Raw genomic sequence first — 16,338 nt, forward strand, 5'->3', positions numbered from 1 at the left:
AAAAAAACTAGTATGGGCTACAAGAAAATCATTCTTGTCTACCAACACTAGAAATTATAGAGCCTTTTTACTTTAATCATCATCTTGTTCTACTTCTAACACTTCTCCGGATTCTGCATTAATAGCTACTTCAGTTTCCATTCCCTTTTCAAGAACGTTGACTTCCCAAGTCTGTGTGGAATCAGAAACACGTTCTAATTTCCATTCACGCGCTTTACCGCTGTCTGCTTCTTTTTCTGCAATCTTACTTGCCTCTTTTCGACTGATCACATCTTTTTGGTCTAATTCGTAACGAGTTTCTTCTTCGTCATCGTCCTCATCATCTTTATCGCTTTTTGTAGAAATGAAATCACCTGAAGCTGCATCGATTTTTGTATTATATTCAACCTGCTTATCATTATCATAGCTTTCTACTTCATATACATATCCTTCACGTGTAGGCTCTAACTCCATGCTTTCAACTTTTTTGTCATATTTATCCGAAAATTTATCCAGTGCCTGTTTTTCTGTCAACTTGATTTCACTAGGATCGGAATTATTGATTTCTTGGTTACTCGTTGAAGCCCAAGCATAGCTTCCCCCTGTGACAAAAACGGCTGCTACTGCAATGCCACCAATGATTTTTTTTCGATAATTTTTCACTTTGCATTCCTTCCTTTCCTTTTGCTATCTTCATACTAACAAGGATTACATTTAGGAAAATCAAAATACAAAATAAATTAGATGAAAATTTCTTCATTTTTTAGGAAATAGGATCGTAAATACTGTTCCTTGAGGCTGATTGTCGTCTACCTGGATTTCCCCTTCATATTTTTCAACGAGTGCTTTTACAATCGATAGTCCAATACCTGAACCCTTAACTTCACTAGCTCGCGATTGATCAACGCGGTAAAGTCGTTCAAAAATTTTTTCTTTTTCCTCATCAGCAATACCGATTCCATGATCGGCCACTTGTAAACGAATAGTATCTTCTTTTTGCAGCGAAATCTGGATTTCGCCAGTAGGTGCGTATTTCAAAGCATTTCCTACTAAATTTTGAATGATCTGCTGTAGTTCGGACTTTGCTGCTTTAAAGTAAATTCCTGGTTCTATTTGTGAAACGATCTCTCGTTCAGTGGTCGCTTGTAACTGTTCTACTTCCCGGCTAACAAGTGTTGAAAAATCAATATCTTCCAATTGAGTTTTGTTCTCTGCGCGACTAAGGTTCAGCAATTGTTCACTTAGCTGGTCTATGCGCTTTGATTCCTTATCGATAAAACTAAGAGATTGTGGGATCACTTCCGGATGAGCCTCACTTCTTCGCTGAATCAAATTGACATGCCCACGAATAGCTGTGATGGGCGTTCGTAATTCGTGTGAAGCATCGCTGACAAATTGTTTTTCCCGCTGAATCGCCTGCCGTTGTTTTTCTAACAATGTATTAAATGCAGTGGCAACCTGATACATTTCTTTAGGATCATCTGGCACAGTCAAGAAATCTTGTGTTTCATCTAGTTGGTTCAATTCTGTAGACATTTTGCTTAACCTTAGACTCCAACGGCCTACCATCCAATAAATCAACAAAGCCCCAACCACTAAACCAACTACATTCAGCAAAAGGTTCACGATTAATAGGTTCACTACAATATCTGTGATTGCTTCACTATCAATTACCAAAGCTACCTTAGTATTTCCTAACTCCTTTTCCTCGTAGTAGTAACGCTCGTCATCCACAAATACCAAATGTTCTAAGAAGGGTAAGCTTCGTCCTTTCGCAACATCTTCAAATGTTTCCGCCGCATCTTCTGAATAATGAACTTCGCCATTGGGTAAACTGACTTTCAGTGCTTCTTCTTCATCTTGTATTACATAACTGTCAACTAGACTAGACCAATCTTGTCCTGACGGGTCACTTTTTTCGATTGTTTCAAAAATATGTTCGCTTCGATCAGAAATGTAATTATAGACAAACGCAATCGATATGCCGACAAAAATCAAATTGATTAAGAGTAATATCAGAGCAAATAACCCCATAAAGCGTACAGTTAATTGTCGTTTTGCTGTTTGTTTAGTTTTCATAAGGAACCCTCAAAACATAACCAACACCGCGGATTGTCTGAATGAAAGAATCCGCCCCAACATCTTTTAATTTATTCCGCAATGTCCTGATGTACACATCGACAACGTTTGTTTGTCCAAAGTAATCATAGCCCCAAACTTCATTCAATAACTCATCACGTTTTTTTACAACTTCGGGTTCTTTCATTAGCTGATACAAGATTCCAAACTCCTTTGGTGTCAGTTCGATCAACTCATCTTTAATCCGTACTTGATGTTTTGCTATGTCCATGGCGATTCCATGATATTGCAATGAACTACCTTCTTCATTTTGTTCTTGTAAACGTCGTTCAACCACACGGATACGCGCAAATAGTTCTTCGATTTCAAAGGGTTTTGTGATGTAATCATCTAATCCAGTATCTAAACCTACTACAATATCTGTTGTTTGAGTACGAGCGGTCATCATAATGATCGGAATCTTACTGACTTTGCGAATTTTTCGAGCAACTGTAATTCCGTCTATTCCAGGTAACATCCAATCTAATAAGATCAAGTCAAATTGTTCTTTTTGCTTTAAAAAAATTTCTAACGCTGTTTGTCCATTTGCTTCCCAAGTTGTTTTATACCCTTCAAATTGCAATTCACTTTGAATAAAGCTAGCCAAACTTTCTTCATCTTCTACTAATAACAAGTTTAACGGTTCCATTTTCCCACCTCTAATTTCTTATTATAAAGGATACACTCACTTTTATTGTAGCAAAAGAATTAAATTTCGCCTCAGTTTATCCATTGTCGAATAATTTTAACCCATTAGCTTAAAAATAAATCAAAAATTCGATGAAGATTTTTTCATTTAAGCAGATTGACATGAATAAAAAAATTATATAAAATGACTTTATAGTCATTTTTGACTAAATAGTCATTTAGAGGAAATCATTATGTCAAAAGAAAAAAAGTTTCAGCTACGAAACCAAAAAATTCTCACTACCGCAGAAAAACTCTTAAAAGAAAAAGGCTATTATCGTTTTAAAATCAGTGATATATCTGAAGAGTTAGAGATAGCAAAAGGAACGATTTATAACCACTATGTTTCAAAAGAAGATCTTCTTTTCGCCGTTATTTACCCAAAACTCCAACATTTAAAAGACGCTTTACAGAAAATTCCACATTCTGACTTGTTTTTTAAACAGCAACTCCAACAAGCTGTTCAAATTGTTTTAGAAAGTGATTACCATCAATTTTTAAAGCTTACTTATTCCGATATGGCCGTACTATTTCAAGAAAAAAATCAAACGGAAATGACGACTGTGCAAGAAGAAATTATACATGCATTTGAAAAAATACTTGTTGTAGGAAGCAATGAAGGTATCCTGAGAGAAGATTTATCGCTATCTTTTTTAAGTCATCAAATCCTTTTGCTTTTAGATCCATTATTAAATAGTTTACTAGTGGACTCAGGAAAAATGAAAAAAGAAGAATTTACACGCCAAACAACTGAACTTTTATTATATGGAATGACGAAAGGATAAAACCATGAACAATCAAAAACTTTATAAAATTGCTTCAAAACAAATGAACCCTCTCCAACTTAGGCAACTAGGTACAGCAGGACATGTTGCCTGTGCTTTAGAAAGCGTAGACGGCAGTATTTATACTGGTATATGTATTGATATGCCTTGTTCCATTGGTTTGTGTGCAGAACAATCTGCTATTGCAGAAATGCTAAAAAACGGAAAAACACAAATTACCAAACTTATAGCTGTCTATGAAGATGGAAGTATTCTTCCGCCATGTGGAAGATGCAGAGAATTTATTAGCCAATTAGATAATAATAACTATGAGACAAAAATACTATTACCAGAGTTAAGAGAAACGACTCTAAACAAATTACTACCTGAAAGATGGGATGATAAATGGAATTACGACAATTAACCAAACATATCTTTTACTATCCGCACCAACCTGAAACAGACCGTCCTATGTTAGCTTATATAAAGGGGGATAAATTATCACTTGCTATCGACGCTGGCAATTCTAGTGATCATGTAGCTGAATTTTATCAAGCTCTACAGGCTAAAAAGCACAAGTTACCAGATCTAACTGCTATAACTCATTGGCATTGGGATCATACTTTTGGTATGCACAAAATTAACGGCTTATCTATTGCTCATAATAAAACCAATCAAATATTACAAACAGAAAAAGAAAAAATGCAAGATAATGCATACTTAAAATCACTAAAATCAGAAAACCAATTTCTTGCAAAAGAGTTTTCTGATGATAAATCGATCGAAGTTGTTTCTTCTGATATTCAATTTGAAAATCAATTGAGTGTTTTACTTGGCAATTTAACTGCCTAAGTGTTTCATACAGAATCCCCCCATTCACCTGATAGTACTCTAATTTATATTCCAGAAGAAAAAGTATTATTTTTAGGCGATGCAACGAGTGAAGATTTTGAAAATGATGGCTATATGGATCAAGAAAAATTGAAAACACTAATAACTGTCATCGAAGAAGTTGACTGTAAATATTGTATGTTAGGTCATGCCCAACCGCTACAAAAGCCCGAATTATTAGATTATCTGAAGACAATTGTTTATTAAAAGTATTTAATTATAGAGGTGGTTCGTAAAAGTAAGCTTCTATAGCAAGTTCATTAAGGTAAGCACATAAAAAGAGTGGAAACAGACAGCAATAAAAAAATGCCGTCTGCTTCCACTCTTCTAATAATTAATAGTTTTACTACGGACCAAATGAATACATTCCCATATGATTTCCTTCAGTATCACTAAACACGGCCCATACCGGCCCACCAAATTGCCTCTCGTCTTGCGCAGGATAGATCACTTTACCTCCTGCTCTTTCTACTTTTTTCAATTGATGATCAACATCATCAACTAGAATCATAATTAACGGGCGATCAAGACCTTTATCCCGTGGTCTAAAATCACCATTGATAGCTCCTGTCTCTAACAGATTGCCCTGCTTATCAGTTGGAGCTGTATAAGCCCATCTATTACTACCACCTTGTTCTGGCGTTTCCCATTTGAAAACTTCAGCATAAAATTTACTAGCTCGTTCCATGTCATCAGTAGGTAATTCAAAAAAAGATACTCGACTTGTTTGGTCTGTCATGTTATTCCACTCCTTTATTTATATTAGTAATACATATCCAATATATTATGTCGGAGCTGTTGTGTATTGTACAAATCAGACATCAAACTTTTTTGTATATCTCATAGGCGAATAACCTGTCGCTTTGCGAAAGGAGCGTATAAAATGTGATTGATCGGTATAATATAATGAATAACCATCATCACCAATAGATTGTTGTAAGTGCAAAATCTTGAGGAAATCGTGTGGTTTAAATCCTACAGAATTTTTTAGTATTCTCTGAAGTTGGCGCGAAGATACTCCAACAATATCAGCCATATCTTCTACTGTATGTATGATATCAATATGAGAAGCTAATTTTTCAGCTATCGGATTAGCCACCACTATTTTTTCTTTAATTAATTGTTCTATCAGCCTAATAAGTACAGCCTGCTTTGCAGTAAAGTCTAGACAAGCAAGTTGATAGTTCGTCTCTTTAAGTGGCAAAATACCTGTATAAGGTAAATTCACTAATCCATATTTCACTTGCCCTTTCCACACTCCAGGCAAAAAACGCACCCAAACATAATGAAATTCTTTTCCCAAATTTAGTTCTTCAGAAATAGTATAAAGATTCGTAACTCCAGCTATTTTTACGTCTAATTGATCAAAAATAAGATAAGTACATGCATCAGGTAAAGCATGATGAAGATATTCTTCATCCAAAGGAACATTCGTCTTTATTTCAGAAAAACGATGAACGATCCCCATCAAAAACTTTGGTGGTTTCATTTCGATAAATTGTACCTGTTTTGCTTTTTTCAGTTCACCATTGCCTTTTGGATTGTACATTTTTATCCCACCTTTTCAAATTTGCACTTAAGCTGTATGACAGTTCTAAATACCCCTTATTATACCAACAAATTAGTATAGTAAAAATATAACTGCTTTGAAAAAAATTCTGCCTTTATTTCGTTATATTAAATACTCTGAATTCTTAGTGTTTTAATAAAAAGACTCTATTTTATTTCTAAGTGATTTGAACCTTAAGTTGATAGCTATAGCCACCAATTATTTTTAGCCGATATGCGAAGATTTTATTTTGTAGATGAATCATATACAATTCTATATGGAAATTAAACAAATGAAAAAAGAAGGAGCTACGCAAAACAAGTAGTTCCTTCTTTAACTTTAGACCCTTATCTCATCATGAAAGCGCCAGCTGATGAATTCAACGTGTCTATTGTATTTATCGCAGACTGGATTTCTTTATTTATTAACGAGGAGGATTTGAGTTTTTTTATTTGTTTTTTTGCTTCCTTTATTTCATTGTTGTTTGGGAATAATATGGGAAGTAACTTTGCTGAATCAATCAAGCCCAGTAGCAATAGCTGCTCTTGTTCTTCTGGTTGTAATTGCTCCTCACGTTCTAATTTTGATAGCGAGAATTTTATTTCAGCTTTAATTTTTAATACATAATCCGTTCTCTTTTTTTCGTTCAACTCGTACTTTTCTTTATTAAATAAAGAAGTTTTTGTCGTTAAAATACCTGATTGTACAAATGTATGTTTAATTGTTGCTTCAATATCTTTCGATCTTTTTTGCAAGTTTTGCATCCAAAACTTGATTGTTTTTTCCTGTTCTGACATTGCAACCAAAATATCTTTTAGTAACGACTTATCGGTTTGTTGGTTAATGACAACGACTTTTTTCCCATTCAATTGAACATACTGATTAACAAGTAGATCTCCTAATAAGGCGCCGCTTAAAACAGCGGGAAAGTAGCTTATTGTACGTACATAAGGCTTATTTGTTTGCGGATTTATTGATAAAAGTTGCAACTTTTCTGTTAGTAACAATGAATTTCACTCACTCTCAATTTTTATGGTCTGTCATTCAAAACTTTTTGCGTTGATAAACAATAGTACTTGCGCCCCAAGAAAACAAATAAACTAAAAGAAGTAATACGGCGCTTCCAGTGTATAACGTGACTTGGGTTAAACTTGCCAACAATTCATTTAACTCCATTAAATATTCCGAAAAAAAGCCTGCCAATCGCGGAATTAGTATCACACCTGCAACAAACCCAATAATCACTGCGACACCAATATATCCAGGTTTAATTAAATAAAGTAGTGGGAAAAAAATCGATACGGTTAACAGCGACAACATAGCAGCGATCAAAGCCTCTTTAAAAGTAAAATGAAATTGCAATAAGTAAAGAGCGCCTGCTGTAATTGCGATTGTCACTGGTATATAAAAAATTGAACCTAGATAGCGTGCTGCGACTATCTCCTTACGGGTATATGGCAATGAATTTAAAAGAAAATCGGCTCCTGCTTGCTCATCATAAATATAAGCGTTCATAGGGATAAAAACGCTTATAATAGAAAAAATAAAAATTGGACTAAATGATTCGCCGAATATAGCAAAAATAGCAATAAGGGGTAGCAGCATTAGCAACTGCTTTTTTTGAATAATTAAGTCTTTTCTTATTAAATTAAGCATCTTCTCGTTTCACCCCAATCATAAAATACATAATATCTTCTAACGTTGCACTTTCAAGTTCCACTTTTCTAGCAAATCGGGCATTAACTTCATCTATTTGGTCAGTTAATCCCTGAAATTCGGTGGTAGTTTGTTCAAAATGGATAAATAATTGACGCAAATCAGGGTTTTCTATCAATACTTCTTGTTTACCTTTAACCAACAAGTACTGATTTAATAAGCTATTCATTGATTGATTAAATAAAATTTTTCCGTCATGTATAAAGGCAATATGATCCGCTATCTTATCAAGGTCACTGGTAATGTGTGTAGAAAAAAAGATCGTTCTTTGTTCTTCCACCATAAGGTTACGTAAAATGTTTAACATTTCTCTACGAAAAGTCGGGTCTAGCCCAGCTGTAGGCTCATCCATTATAATAAATTCAGCATCATGGGAAAGTGCAATTGCCAAAGATACCTTCATTTGCATTCCTTTTGAGAAAGTTTTGAGAGTTTTATCCATTGGCAAATCAAATTGCTCAATATAATACTCAAACTGTCTCTCATCCCAAGAAACATAGGCAGGCGCAATAATTGTATGCAATGTTTCAAGATCTAAATTTTCGTAAAAGACATTTTCATCATATACAAAGCCAATACGCTCTTTAATCTCTTTTTCATTTCGCTCATAATTCAAACCAAAAAGCTCGATCGCACCTTCATCTGCCTTTAAAAGATGCATCATCAGCTTAATTGTTGTTGATTTTCCTGCACCGTTAGCCCCAATAAATCCTGTAATGGCTCCTTTTTTTATTGCTAAATCATTATTTTTTAAAGAAAAACCTTTAAAGTATTTTGAGACATTCTTAAATTCAACTATATTCTCCAAAAAATCACTCCGTTTAAAATTGTATATATACTATATTTACATTATATACATATTGAAGTGGGAGTCAACTCTTTCAGCACAAAAAAGAAACTTCCTGTCAGAAAGTTTCTTTTTTTAAATAACTCAAGTTTCGCACATGTAAAATGATATTAAACAACGGTCTTATCAACTCTTAGGTCGAAAAAAGTCCTGATATTGACTGCCTACCTTTTTATACAAAAAGAACTCCTTTTGTTTTATAATTGATTTAACCACAAACCAAAAACAAAGGAGTTCTTGCCTTTATGGTACACTTAAAAGCTATTAAAAATCAATTACCGAATGAAATAAAAGCCCTTTTTTCTGAATTAAAAGTCACGCAATTTTTAAAACAAGCCCATATGGAAAAGCAAAAAGGGTATTCGGTGGCTATTCTATTCACTTTTCTCTTTAGCCTCGTCTTTAAAGGAAAATCCTTAAACCAAGTTCTCAGTGGGCGGGAAAGCGACCAATACATGAAAAAAGATACCGTGTATCGATGGATGAACAATCCCCATAACAACTGGCGTCTGTTTTTACTTCGGTTTAGTGCGTCTGTCATCGAAAAGCTCCATTCTTTAACGGATACGAAAACCCATATTCGGACGTTGATCTTGGATGATTCGACGTTTTATCGTAATCGAAGCCAAGAGGTACCAGGCTTAGCTCGTCTTTGGGATCATGCGCTCAAACAAGGATACAAAGGGTATCGTATGCTTACTTTAGGGTTCTCCGATGGCTATTCTTTCATTCCGATTGATTTCGGGTTACTATCCGGTAAGAAAAAAGTGAACCAAACAATAGCAGAAAAAGATCAACGAACCGTAGGAGCCAAACGATTCAACGAATCAAGTCGTAAAATGCCCGAAGTGGCACTTGAGATGGTTCAACGCGCCTTGAACCAAGGGATTTACGCCACCCATGTGTTGATGGATAAATGGTTTACTTCCCCTAAAATGATAGACCAATTACACGATATGGGGATTCACACCATTGGGATGGTGAAAAATGGAAAAACCAAATACCTTTTTCATCAACGTTTATACAAGCTGGAAGAACTTTATGCCAAATCTACGAAAGAATATACACAAGAAGCGATTATTTCCTCGATTGTGGTGAAACCAAGCTCCGGCAAAAATCCCGTGAAAATCGTTTTTGTCAAAAATCACAATAAGAAAAGTGCTTGGTTGGCGATTATGACCGATGATCTGGATTTATCTTCCCAAGAAATGGTCAAAACATACTCGGCGAGATGGGACATCGAGACATTTTTTAAGGCATCGAAATCATTGCTTCATCTGACTAAAGAAACACAAACGCGACATTATCAAGCCTTAATTTGTCACACCACCATTGTGTTCACACGGTATATTTTATTAAGCTGGCAGCAGCGCTGTGCCAATGATGAGCGGACCTTAGGTGGCTTATTTTATGAACTGGGCGATCAAATAAAAGAACTCGATTGGTCCGCTGCTCTTATCGAATTAGTACATATTATTCAAGCGGTAAGCGAAGAATCAGGAAGCCAATTACAAGATTTTATTACAAGTCAACTCCAACACTGGGTGGATACTCTGCCCCGTTATATCAAGGCTTATCTCCCAGATTTGGTGTGCGAAACTTGAGTAAATAATATAAAATATCTGCTAATGTCGGAACTTCAATCGTTACATAGCTTCCAAAAGTTTGAGTGACTTCTTCTATTTGGTCTGTCATAGCAACAAAACCATTGTTTGTATAATTAATTGTTATAAAATAGCTTCGAATGTCCCTATCTAGAAGCATTTGGCTACCCTTTACAATAGCAAAATTTCCTTTTAACTCCTCTAATGTTTGGTTAAAAAGAACTTCTCCTTGATCAATTAGTGCAATATAATCTGCAAAATTCTCTAGCTCTTCAACTAAATGGGTCGTAAAGAAAATGCTACACTGAGCATCCAACATTACTTCTCGTAATAAATTTACAAGTTCCCGTCGAAAAGCAGCGTCTAACCCTGCAAAAGGCTCATCCATAATAATTAATTGTGCATGATGAGATAAAGCAACAGCTAAAGACATTTTCATTTGCATACCTTTAGAAAAACTTTTCAGCGTTTTATTTAGAGGTAACCCGAATTTTTCCACATATTGATAGAATAACTCATTATCCCATTTTTTATATGAATGTTTAAGAATTTTATTTAACTCTTTGATATTCAAGTTCTCATAATAAATATTTTTATCATATACAAAACCAATTTGTTCTTTAATCTCTTTGGATTGCGTTGCTGACTGATTATTATCTAAACCAAAAGCTTCAATGCTTCCTTTATCTGGCGTCAAAAGGTTCATAATTAATTTTATGAGCGTTGATTTTCCAGAACCGTTTGTTCCGATCAATCCAGTAACATAGCCTTGTTTAATTGACAAGTTAACATCAGACAATGAAAAGCCTTTGTACTCTTTTGTTACATGATTAAATTCAATTACGTTATTTGTCATTTTTACACCTCATATAACATAGTTAGTAGCTCTTTTAATTCAGTAAACGAAAGCCCGATCTCTTTACTGTTTGCAATTACCGCATTCAGTTGCTCTTCAATCACCTTTAACTTTTTTTCACGAATCAGTTCTAAGTTTTGTTCCGCAACAAACGAACCTTTACCCACAATCGAATAAGTAAAACCAGATCTTTCTAGCTCCTCGTAAGCTCTTTTGGTAGTAATTACACTTATTTCAAGGTCTTTTGCTAGTTGACGAATTGACGGTAGTCCTTCTCCCTCTGTTAATTCTCCAGATAAAATGGCTGCTTGAATTTGTTTTTTTATCTGCAAATAAATCGGTTCTTTAGACGAATTAGAAATAATAATTTCCATTTCAGTACCTCTTTTAAATAATTTTAAGTGTCATATTACATATATATAATATGTTCATTATATATACTTTAAAGTATATAGTCTATGGTCAAAACAAAAAGCCTTTTAAGTATCCTTTTATATAATCTACCGACAATCAATAACGCCTTCTGAATCTTCCATTATATTTCTCTTCGTTAATTGCTATATATCACTCTACAATAGCTAGTATTACCCTAAAAAACCATAATTTTCTTCGTTAAGATTAAAACCAAATTCCACTTCTATCTTATATTTACGTCTCTTACGTTTAAAAAATTTCTTCAAAAACTTGTAAAGCAGTTTTTAAATCTAGTATAAGATCTTGCGGACCTTCAAACCCAACAGACAATCTTAATAAGTCCGGCGTCAAACCATAAGATTCGCGTAGCTTCTGTGGTATATCAGCATGTGTTTGGGTTGTTGGGTAAGTAATCATCGTCTCTATACGCCCTAAACTTTCGGCAAAGGTAATTAATTGAAGTTTAGCCAAAAATTGGCTGATTTTCTCTTCTTGAGATACATAAAAGGTGATCATTCCACCTCTTTCAGGATAAAGGACTTTTTTGTAATATGAAACAATTGCAAAGAAATTTCCTTCATGAAGATTTATTTTTTCTACTGCGTGAATTTTTCATTAAGCGCCTTTAAGCTTCATTTTAATAAATGATCTAATACCTCCCTTCATCCATTTTTAGAAACAAAAAAATCTCCATCCCTTTGCTTATTATTTATAATAAACAAAGGGACGAAGACTTTTCGTGTTACTACCCTTATTCGTATCAACTTCACAGTTGATACCTCAACGGTACCCATGATACCCGGCAGTATATCGGCTGCTTTTCCGTCTATCCAGCGCTAACGATATAAGTCCTTAGATAAAAAATTATTAGAAAATTATGATTAATCGTTGACGTTTATTTCTTTGTTTGTTATGCTCCTTTTAATCTCATAATTAAACACGTTGAAGAAGAAAGTAAATTCATAAATTTTCCACAGAGAGTCTCGTTTGCTGAAAGAGATGAAAAACATGGATTGAAAATGGCTTTGGAGTGCATGCAGTGAGTTTTAAAATAACTGCATACGGAAGTTTCCGTTATCAAAATATAAGTATAGTTTATGAAAACCGTATTGTACTTAGTAAGGTGTCAACCGTGAGATTGGCATAAAAAAAGGTGGTAACATGTATACATATGCATCCTTAAAAGACCCAGGTCTTTTAAGGATGCTTTTTTTTATAAAAAAAGAGGAGGAAAAAAATGCGTAAAAAGAAGGTTATTGGAAGTATTGTTGGAGTATTAAGTACTACTTTACTGCTAGCTGCTGGGTGTAGTAATGGTGGCGAAAGCACAGAAGAAACAAACGAAATCCATGTGGGTACCTCCCCTGGTCCTTATAGTGAATTATTCACTGACGGGATTGCCCCTATTTTAGAAGAACAAGGGTATTCCGTGACAGCAACAGATTTCGATGAATTATTACAAGCAGACATCGCTTTAAATGAAGGGGACATTGATGTAAATGTCGATCAGCATGAAGCCTATTTAGAGGACTTTAATAAAAATAATGACGCAAATTTAACAGGCTTAATCTCAATTCCTACCGTACCAACAGGGATTTATGGTGGTAGAAAAGACGCACTAGACGAAATAGAAGAAAATGACACTGTCGCCATTCCAGATGACGCTTCAAATACTGCACGGGCTTTGTTAGTACTAGAAGATGCAGAATGGATTACCCTTGAAGAAGGCGTGGACCCAATTGTAGCCACATCTAGTAATATTGCAGAAAATCCTTACAACTTAGATATCGTGGAAATGGACTCCAACCAAATTCCAAGAAGCTTAGAAGATATAGACTATGGTGTTATTCCTGGAAGTATTGTCTATAATGCGGATATCGACGCTTCGTTAAGTCTTTTAAATGAAGATATCTTAGACGAATATGAACTAGTAGTTACTGTGGACGAACAAAATGAAGATTCCGAGTGGGCTCAAGCGATCGTTGAGGCTTATCAATCAGATGAATTTGCTGACTATTTAGAAGAACGAAATGAAGATGATTATTGGTTTATACCTGAAGATTTACAATAAGGAGACTTTCTTATGTATAATGACTCTACTTTTTTTAACAAATTGACACAAATACGTCGACATATCCATCAACATCCAGAACTTTCAAAACAAGAATATCAAACAACCGCCTTTATAAGAAATTTTCTTGAAGAACGTAATATCAGAATTTTAGAAAGTAACCTTGAGACAGGTCTTATTGCGGAGATCGGAGAAAAGGAAGGAAAAATAATCGGATTACGGGCAGACATTGACGCTCTTCCAATTACTGAAAAAACACAACTTTCTTATAAATCGATAAACGAAGGTGTAATGCATGCTTGCGGCCATGACCTTCACACTACTTCTCTTTTAGGAGCCGCTGAATTATTAAAACAACACGAAAAAGAATTACCAGGGAAAGTTCGTCTTATCTTTCAACCAGCAGAAGAAATTTTCCAAGGTGCTCAATTAGTCATCGATACAGTTGATTTTAATGGCTGGTCAGCTTTGGTCGGGTTTCATAATGCTCCCGATCTCCCGTTAGGAGCTATTGGGTTTCGTGAAACCAAACAAATGGCGAGTGTCGACCGCTTCTATGGAATCATTCACGGCGTCGGAACACACGCAGCTCATCCAGAGCAAGGAAATGATCCAATCGTAACTGGATCTCAAATTGTTGCAAATTTGCAAGCAATCGTAAGTAGACACATCCCCGCCAGTGAACAAGCAGTTGTTTCGATCACCCACACGACAGCCGGAAACACTTGGAACGTTATCCCTGATGAATTTCACTTTGAAGGAACTGTTCGAACCTTTGACAATAAAGTAAGAGAAAAAGTATTATATTTGTTAGAAAAAATTGTTCATAATACAGCAGATAGTTTTGTGCAAAAAGCTGATTTAGAATGGATTACAGGTCCTGGCCCTTTAAATAATGATCTAAACTTATTTAAAAGACTATCCTCAACATTTGCAAAAAACAAAAGTAACATTGTCCCAATGTCTAGTAACTTAGGTGGAGAAGATTTTGCTTTTTATCAAGATCATGTTCCAACATTTTTTGCTTCTATCGGTACTGGGAAAAATTTTCCTCTCCACCACCCTGAATTTTTAGTTGACGATGCTGGATTAGTATACACAGTAAATTATTACTTAGATGCTGTAAAAGAACTTTTATTTAATGGATAAGAAAATAAACAACTGAATAGAATTGGCCTGGAAGATACATTAACTTTATCTAATCACACTCCCGCTAAAAGAAACATCGATCTAGTCAATGACGTATTGGAAATGAAACGCACAATAAAACAAAGCTGATAAAAACAAAAATCCAGTCTTATCAGCTATTATTCATTCTATTAGTTATTAAACACTAACCTCACTTAGTAGCTTTAGCTAAAATACGGCTCATCAAAAGTAACCGTTCTTTTATCTATATTTACCGTTACTTCCAGTCCATAAGGTAATAAGGTTCTAGGAAACGCATGTCCAAAGGGCAGATTGTATAGGATAGGCATTGTATCATCGGCTATAACTTCTCGATAAATTTTTTTATATTCATTATAGTAGACTTCATTTTGTGGTTTTCCTATGATTAACCCATTAATAACTGAAAAAATCCCTTTTTCTTTCAATACATTGAGCATTTTTTCTAACTTTTCTGGCGAAGGTTTTTCTTCACTAGTTTCTAAAAACATCATTTTTCCTTTCCATTCTTCTAAGGTTAGAAAAATATGATATTGTTGAATAATTTCTTTTTGTTCAGGGTAGCGTTCTCCAATTAAACATTCATATAAACTTTCTAAGCATCCGCCTAATAATTTACCAGAAACATTTTTGTCTCCCTGCAAAACCTCAATCCCACGAGTTTCAACGTGTCGTGTTCTTTTTGTTCCGACAGCTTCAGCTGAAAAATCTTCTCGTTCCTCATACCACCATTGTGTCTCAGGAACAGCCGTTAATTCATTTCCTGCAAAATATTTTAGAAAAGTTTCCTTTGTATAAGGTAGCATTTCGTTCTCTAACTCAGCTAGATCACTTAAAATATTTAAGCCATAAATGGATTCCATACCTAATCGATAAAACATTAAATGGTTCACTGTTGTATCTGAAAATCCAGAAAAGATTTTCGGGTTACTTAGCACATTTTGGATAAATTCGTTATCTTCCATTAGGTAGGAAAGCAAACGGAAAGTGTCATCTCCCCCAATTGCACAGAAAATTCCAGAAATCGTATCGTCTGCAAAAGCATCTTTTAAATCTTGCGCACGCGCTTCTGGATGTTTATTTAAATAATCTAAACCTTTCAATGCATTAGGCATTGTCACAGGTTCCAAGCCAAATGATTTAATTCTTTGTTTGCCTAGCTTTAATTGATGAGTAGCAAAAGACTCTCCTAAGATCCCACTGGAAAGACTCACAATAGCTACTCGATCTCCCTTTTTTAATCCTTTAGGTTTCTTCATAGTTTTCGCTCCTTTTTCCTTATCAATACTACCTTGATGTAATTACTATACTACATTTTAACCATTAATGTAGTATAATGATGTCACATGTACCCATCATTTTTTCAATAAAATGAGAAGAGTTTTTTGCTTACTGACAATTCAAATATGTAAGTATTCTTTTTAAAGATTAGCCGAAAATAGCAAAACTAGAGGAAGTCAAGCTGAGGAACTCTAGAAAGTAGCAAAGCTAGAGGTAGTTCAGCTGAAGAGCTCTAGAAAATAACAAAACTAGAGGTAATTCAGCTGAAGAGCTCTAGAAAATAACAAAACTAGAGGTAATTCAGCTGAAGAGCTCTAGAAAGTAGCAAAACTAGAGGAAGTTCAGCTGAAAAGCTCTAGAAAACTGAAATAGAAAACTTACAAAAGGTTTTTAC

The 16,338-nt window shown here is 34.7% G+C and carries 18 protein-coding genes, 1 pseudogene and 1 other annotated feature; of the genes and pseudogenes, 7 read left to right on the top strand and 12 right to left on the bottom strand.

What is annotated here, in order from left to right; all coding sequences use genetic code 11:
- Nucleotides 1-72: 72 nt before the first annotated feature.
- The 3 genes from C7K43_RS05980 to C7K43_RS05990 all read right to left on the bottom strand — a co-directional run bounded on the left by C7K43_RS05980 (nt 73) and on the right by C7K43_RS05990 (nt 2,746).
- Entirely contained in the window at nt 73-642 is a 570-nt protein-coding gene (locus tag C7K43_RS05980; RefSeq protein WP_124006034.1) for a PepSY domain-containing protein, read from the bottom strand.
- A 93-nt stretch (nt 643-735) separates the two neighbouring features.
- A complete protein-coding gene (locus C7K43_RS05985; RefSeq protein WP_124006035.1) occupies nt 736-2,058 on the bottom strand; it encodes a sensor histidine kinase in 1,323 nt (440 codons plus the stop codon).
- Complete coding sequence (locus C7K43_RS05990; RefSeq protein WP_124006036.1) at nt 2,048-2,746, bottom strand: response regulator transcription factor; 699 nt, start codon at nt 2,744-2,746, stop codon at nt 2,048-2,050. The genes C7K43_RS05985 and C7K43_RS05990 overlap by 11 nt, the downstream gene beginning before the upstream one ends.
- A 232-nt stretch (nt 2,747-2,978) precedes the next feature.
- Here C7K43_RS05990 and C7K43_RS05995 point away from each other — a divergent pair, with 232 nt between their 5' ends.
- The 4 genes from C7K43_RS05995 to C7K43_RS13395 are packed head-to-tail and all read left to right on the top strand — an operon-like array spanning nt 2,979 to nt 4,646.
- A complete protein-coding gene (locus C7K43_RS05995) occupies nt 2,979-3,569 on the top strand; it encodes a TetR/AcrR family transcriptional regulator (protein ID WP_124006037.1) in 591 nt (196 codons plus the stop codon).
- Between the two features lie 4 nt (nt 3,570-3,573).
- The gene (locus C7K43_RS06000) at nt 3,574-3,972 is read left to right on the top strand and encodes a cytidine deaminase family protein (protein WP_124006038.1); all 399 of its coding nucleotides are present in this window, start codon (nt 3,574-3,576) and stop codon (nt 3,970-3,972) included.
- Complete coding sequence (locus C7K43_RS13390) at nt 3,954-4,400, top strand: MBL fold metallo-hydrolase (protein WP_226996745.1); 447 nt, start codon at nt 3,954-3,956, stop codon at nt 4,398-4,400. The genes C7K43_RS06000 and C7K43_RS13390 overlap by 19 nt, the downstream gene beginning before the upstream one ends.
- A complete protein-coding gene (locus C7K43_RS13395; protein ID WP_226996747.1) occupies nt 4,401-4,646 on the top strand; it encodes an MBL fold metallo-hydrolase in 246 nt (81 codons plus the stop codon). It abuts the gene before it with no gap.
- A 139-nt stretch (nt 4,647-4,785) separates the two neighbouring features.
- Here C7K43_RS13395 and C7K43_RS06010 read toward each other — a convergent pair whose 3' ends face one another.
- The 5 genes from C7K43_RS06010 to C7K43_RS06030 all read right to left on the bottom strand — a co-directional run bounded on the left by C7K43_RS06010 (nt 4,786) and on the right by C7K43_RS06030 (nt 8,512).
- Entirely contained in the window at nt 4,786-5,178 is a 393-nt protein-coding gene (locus C7K43_RS06010; RefSeq protein ID WP_124006039.1) for a VOC family protein, read from the bottom strand.
- Nucleotides 5,179-5,253: 75 nt separating this feature from the next.
- Entirely contained in the window at nt 5,254-5,988 is a 735-nt protein-coding gene (locus C7K43_RS06015; protein ID WP_124006040.1) for a helix-turn-helix domain-containing protein, read from the bottom strand.
- Nucleotides 5,989-6,335: 347 nt separating this feature from the next.
- Nucleotides 6,336-6,995 (bottom strand): GPP34 family phosphoprotein, encoded by a 660-nt coding sequence (locus C7K43_RS06020; RefSeq protein ID WP_124006041.1) that lies wholly within the window; start codon nt 6,993-6,995, stop codon nt 6,336-6,338.
- Between the two features lie 37 nt (nt 6,996-7,032).
- On the bottom strand, nt 7,033-7,644 hold the full coding sequence (locus tag C7K43_RS06025) for an ABC-2 transporter permease (RefSeq protein ID WP_124006042.1): 612 nt from the start codon (nt 7,642-7,644) through the stop codon (nt 7,033-7,035).
- The gene (locus C7K43_RS06030) at nt 7,637-8,512 is read right to left on the bottom strand and encodes an ABC transporter ATP-binding protein (protein ID WP_124006043.1); all 876 of its coding nucleotides are present in this window, start codon (nt 8,510-8,512) and stop codon (nt 7,637-7,639) included. Before C7K43_RS06030 ends, C7K43_RS06025 begins: the two co-directional genes overlap by 8 nt.
- 284 nt (nt 8,513-8,796) lie before the next feature.
- On the opposite strand from C7K43_RS06030, the gene C7K43_RS06035 reads away from it, so the two are divergent.
- Nucleotides 8,797-10,155 carry an IS4 family transposase gene (locus tag C7K43_RS06035; protein ID WP_094243264.1) on the top strand — a complete coding sequence of 453 codons (1,359 nt, stop codon included), beginning with the start codon at nt 8,797-8,799 and terminating at the stop codon, nt 10,153-10,155.
- Here C7K43_RS06035 and C7K43_RS06040 read toward each other — a convergent pair.
- From C7K43_RS06040 to C7K43_RS06050, 3 genes and pseudogenes are all read right to left on the bottom strand, one after another.
- Complete coding sequence (locus tag C7K43_RS06040; protein WP_124006044.1) at nt 10,118-11,011, bottom strand: ABC transporter ATP-binding protein; 894 nt, start codon at nt 11,009-11,011, stop codon at nt 10,118-10,120. The two genes, C7K43_RS06035 and C7K43_RS06040, sit on opposite strands and share 38 nt — an antisense overlap.
- A 2-nt stretch (nt 11,012-11,013) precedes the next feature.
- Nucleotides 11,014-11,385 (bottom strand): GntR family transcriptional regulator, encoded by a 372-nt coding sequence (locus tag C7K43_RS06045; protein ID WP_124006045.1) that lies wholly within the window; start codon nt 11,383-11,385, stop codon nt 11,014-11,016.
- 289 nt (nt 11,386-11,674) lie between these two features.
- Nucleotides 11,675-12,001: pseudogene (locus C7K43_RS06050) on the bottom strand (PLP-dependent transferase); the annotation flags it as partial.
- A gap of 357 nt (nt 12,002-12,358) precedes the next feature.
- Nucleotides 12,359-12,609, top strand: a binding site (T-box leader).
- A gap of 53 nt (nt 12,610-12,662) precedes the next feature.
- Here C7K43_RS06050 and C7K43_RS06055 point away from each other — a divergent pair.
- Together C7K43_RS06055 and C7K43_RS06060 are read left to right on the top strand one after the other, a co-directional pair.
- Entirely contained in the window at nt 12,663-13,496 is an 834-nt protein-coding gene (locus C7K43_RS06055) for a MetQ/NlpA family ABC transporter substrate-binding protein (protein ID WP_124006047.1), read from the top strand.
- A gap of 12 nt (nt 13,497-13,508) precedes the next feature.
- Nucleotides 13,509-14,645, top strand: a complete 1,137-nt coding sequence (locus C7K43_RS06060) for an amidohydrolase (RefSeq protein ID WP_124006048.1) — start codon at nt 13,509-13,511, stop codon at nt 14,643-14,645.
- 203 nt (nt 14,646-14,848) lie between these two features.
- Here C7K43_RS06060 and C7K43_RS06065 read toward each other — a convergent pair whose 3' ends face one another.
- The gene (locus tag C7K43_RS06065; RefSeq protein WP_124006049.1) at nt 14,849-15,922 is read right to left on the bottom strand and encodes a S66 family peptidase; all 1,074 of its coding nucleotides are present in this window, start codon (nt 15,920-15,922) and stop codon (nt 14,849-14,851) included.
- Between the last annotated feature and the right edge of the window lie 416 nt (nt 15,923-16,338).

The sequence above is a fragment of the Tetragenococcus koreensis genome, assembly GCF_003795145.1.
Lineage (GTDB): Bacteria > Bacillota > Bacilli > Lactobacillales > Enterococcaceae > Tetragenococcus > Tetragenococcus koreensis.

What these genes read in the sequence shown, in the direction of transcription:
- C7K43_RS06000 (WP_124006038.1), top strand. Translation starts at nt 3,574, where the DNA reads ATGAACAATCAAAAACTTTATAAAATTGCTTCAAAACAAATGAACCCT.
- C7K43_RS06010 (WP_124006039.1), bottom strand. Translation starts at nt 5,178, where the DNA reads ATGACAGACCAAACAAGTCGAGTATCTTTTTTTGAATTACCTACTGAT.
- C7K43_RS05995 (WP_124006037.1), top strand. Translation starts at nt 2,979, where the DNA reads ATGTCAAAAGAAAAAAAGTTTCAGCTACGAAACCAAAAAATTCTCACT.
- C7K43_RS06045 (WP_124006045.1), bottom strand. Translation starts at nt 11,385, where the DNA reads ATGGAAATTATTATTTCTAATTCGTCTAAAGAACCGATTTATTTGCAG.
- C7K43_RS06035 (WP_094243264.1), top strand. Translation starts at nt 8,797, where the DNA reads ATGGTACACTTAAAAGCTATTAAAAATCAATTACCGAATGAAATAAAA.
- C7K43_RS05985 (WP_124006035.1), bottom strand. Translation starts at nt 2,058, where the DNA reads ATGAAAACTAAACAAACAGCAAAACGACAATTAACTGTACGCTTTATG.
- C7K43_RS06015 (WP_124006040.1), bottom strand. Translation starts at nt 5,988, where the DNA reads ATGTACAATCCAAAAGGCAATGGTGAACTGAAAAAAGCAAAACAGGTA.
- C7K43_RS06055 (WP_124006047.1), top strand. Translation starts at nt 12,663, where the DNA reads ATGCGTAAAAAGAAGGTTATTGGAAGTATTGTTGGAGTATTAAGTACT.
- C7K43_RS06040 (WP_124006044.1), bottom strand. Translation starts at nt 11,011, where the DNA reads ATGACAAATAACGTAATTGAATTTAATCATGTAACAAAAGAGTACAAA.
- C7K43_RS06060 (WP_124006048.1), top strand. Translation starts at nt 13,509, where the DNA reads ATGTATAATGACTCTACTTTTTTTAACAAATTGACACAAATACGTCGA.
- C7K43_RS05990 (WP_124006036.1), bottom strand. Translation starts at nt 2,746, where the DNA reads ATGGAACCGTTAAACTTGTTATTAGTAGAAGATGAAGAAAGTTTGGCT.
- C7K43_RS06065 (WP_124006049.1), bottom strand. Translation starts at nt 15,922, where the DNA reads ATGAAGAAACCTAAAGGATTAAAAAAGGGAGATCGAGTAGCTATTGTG.
- C7K43_RS13390 (WP_226996745.1), top strand. Translation starts at nt 3,954, where the DNA reads ATGGAATTACGACAATTAACCAAACATATCTTTTACTATCCGCACCAA.
- C7K43_RS06025 (WP_124006042.1), bottom strand. Translation starts at nt 7,644, where the DNA reads ATGCTTAATTTAATAAGAAAAGACTTAATTATTCAAAAAAAGCAGTTG.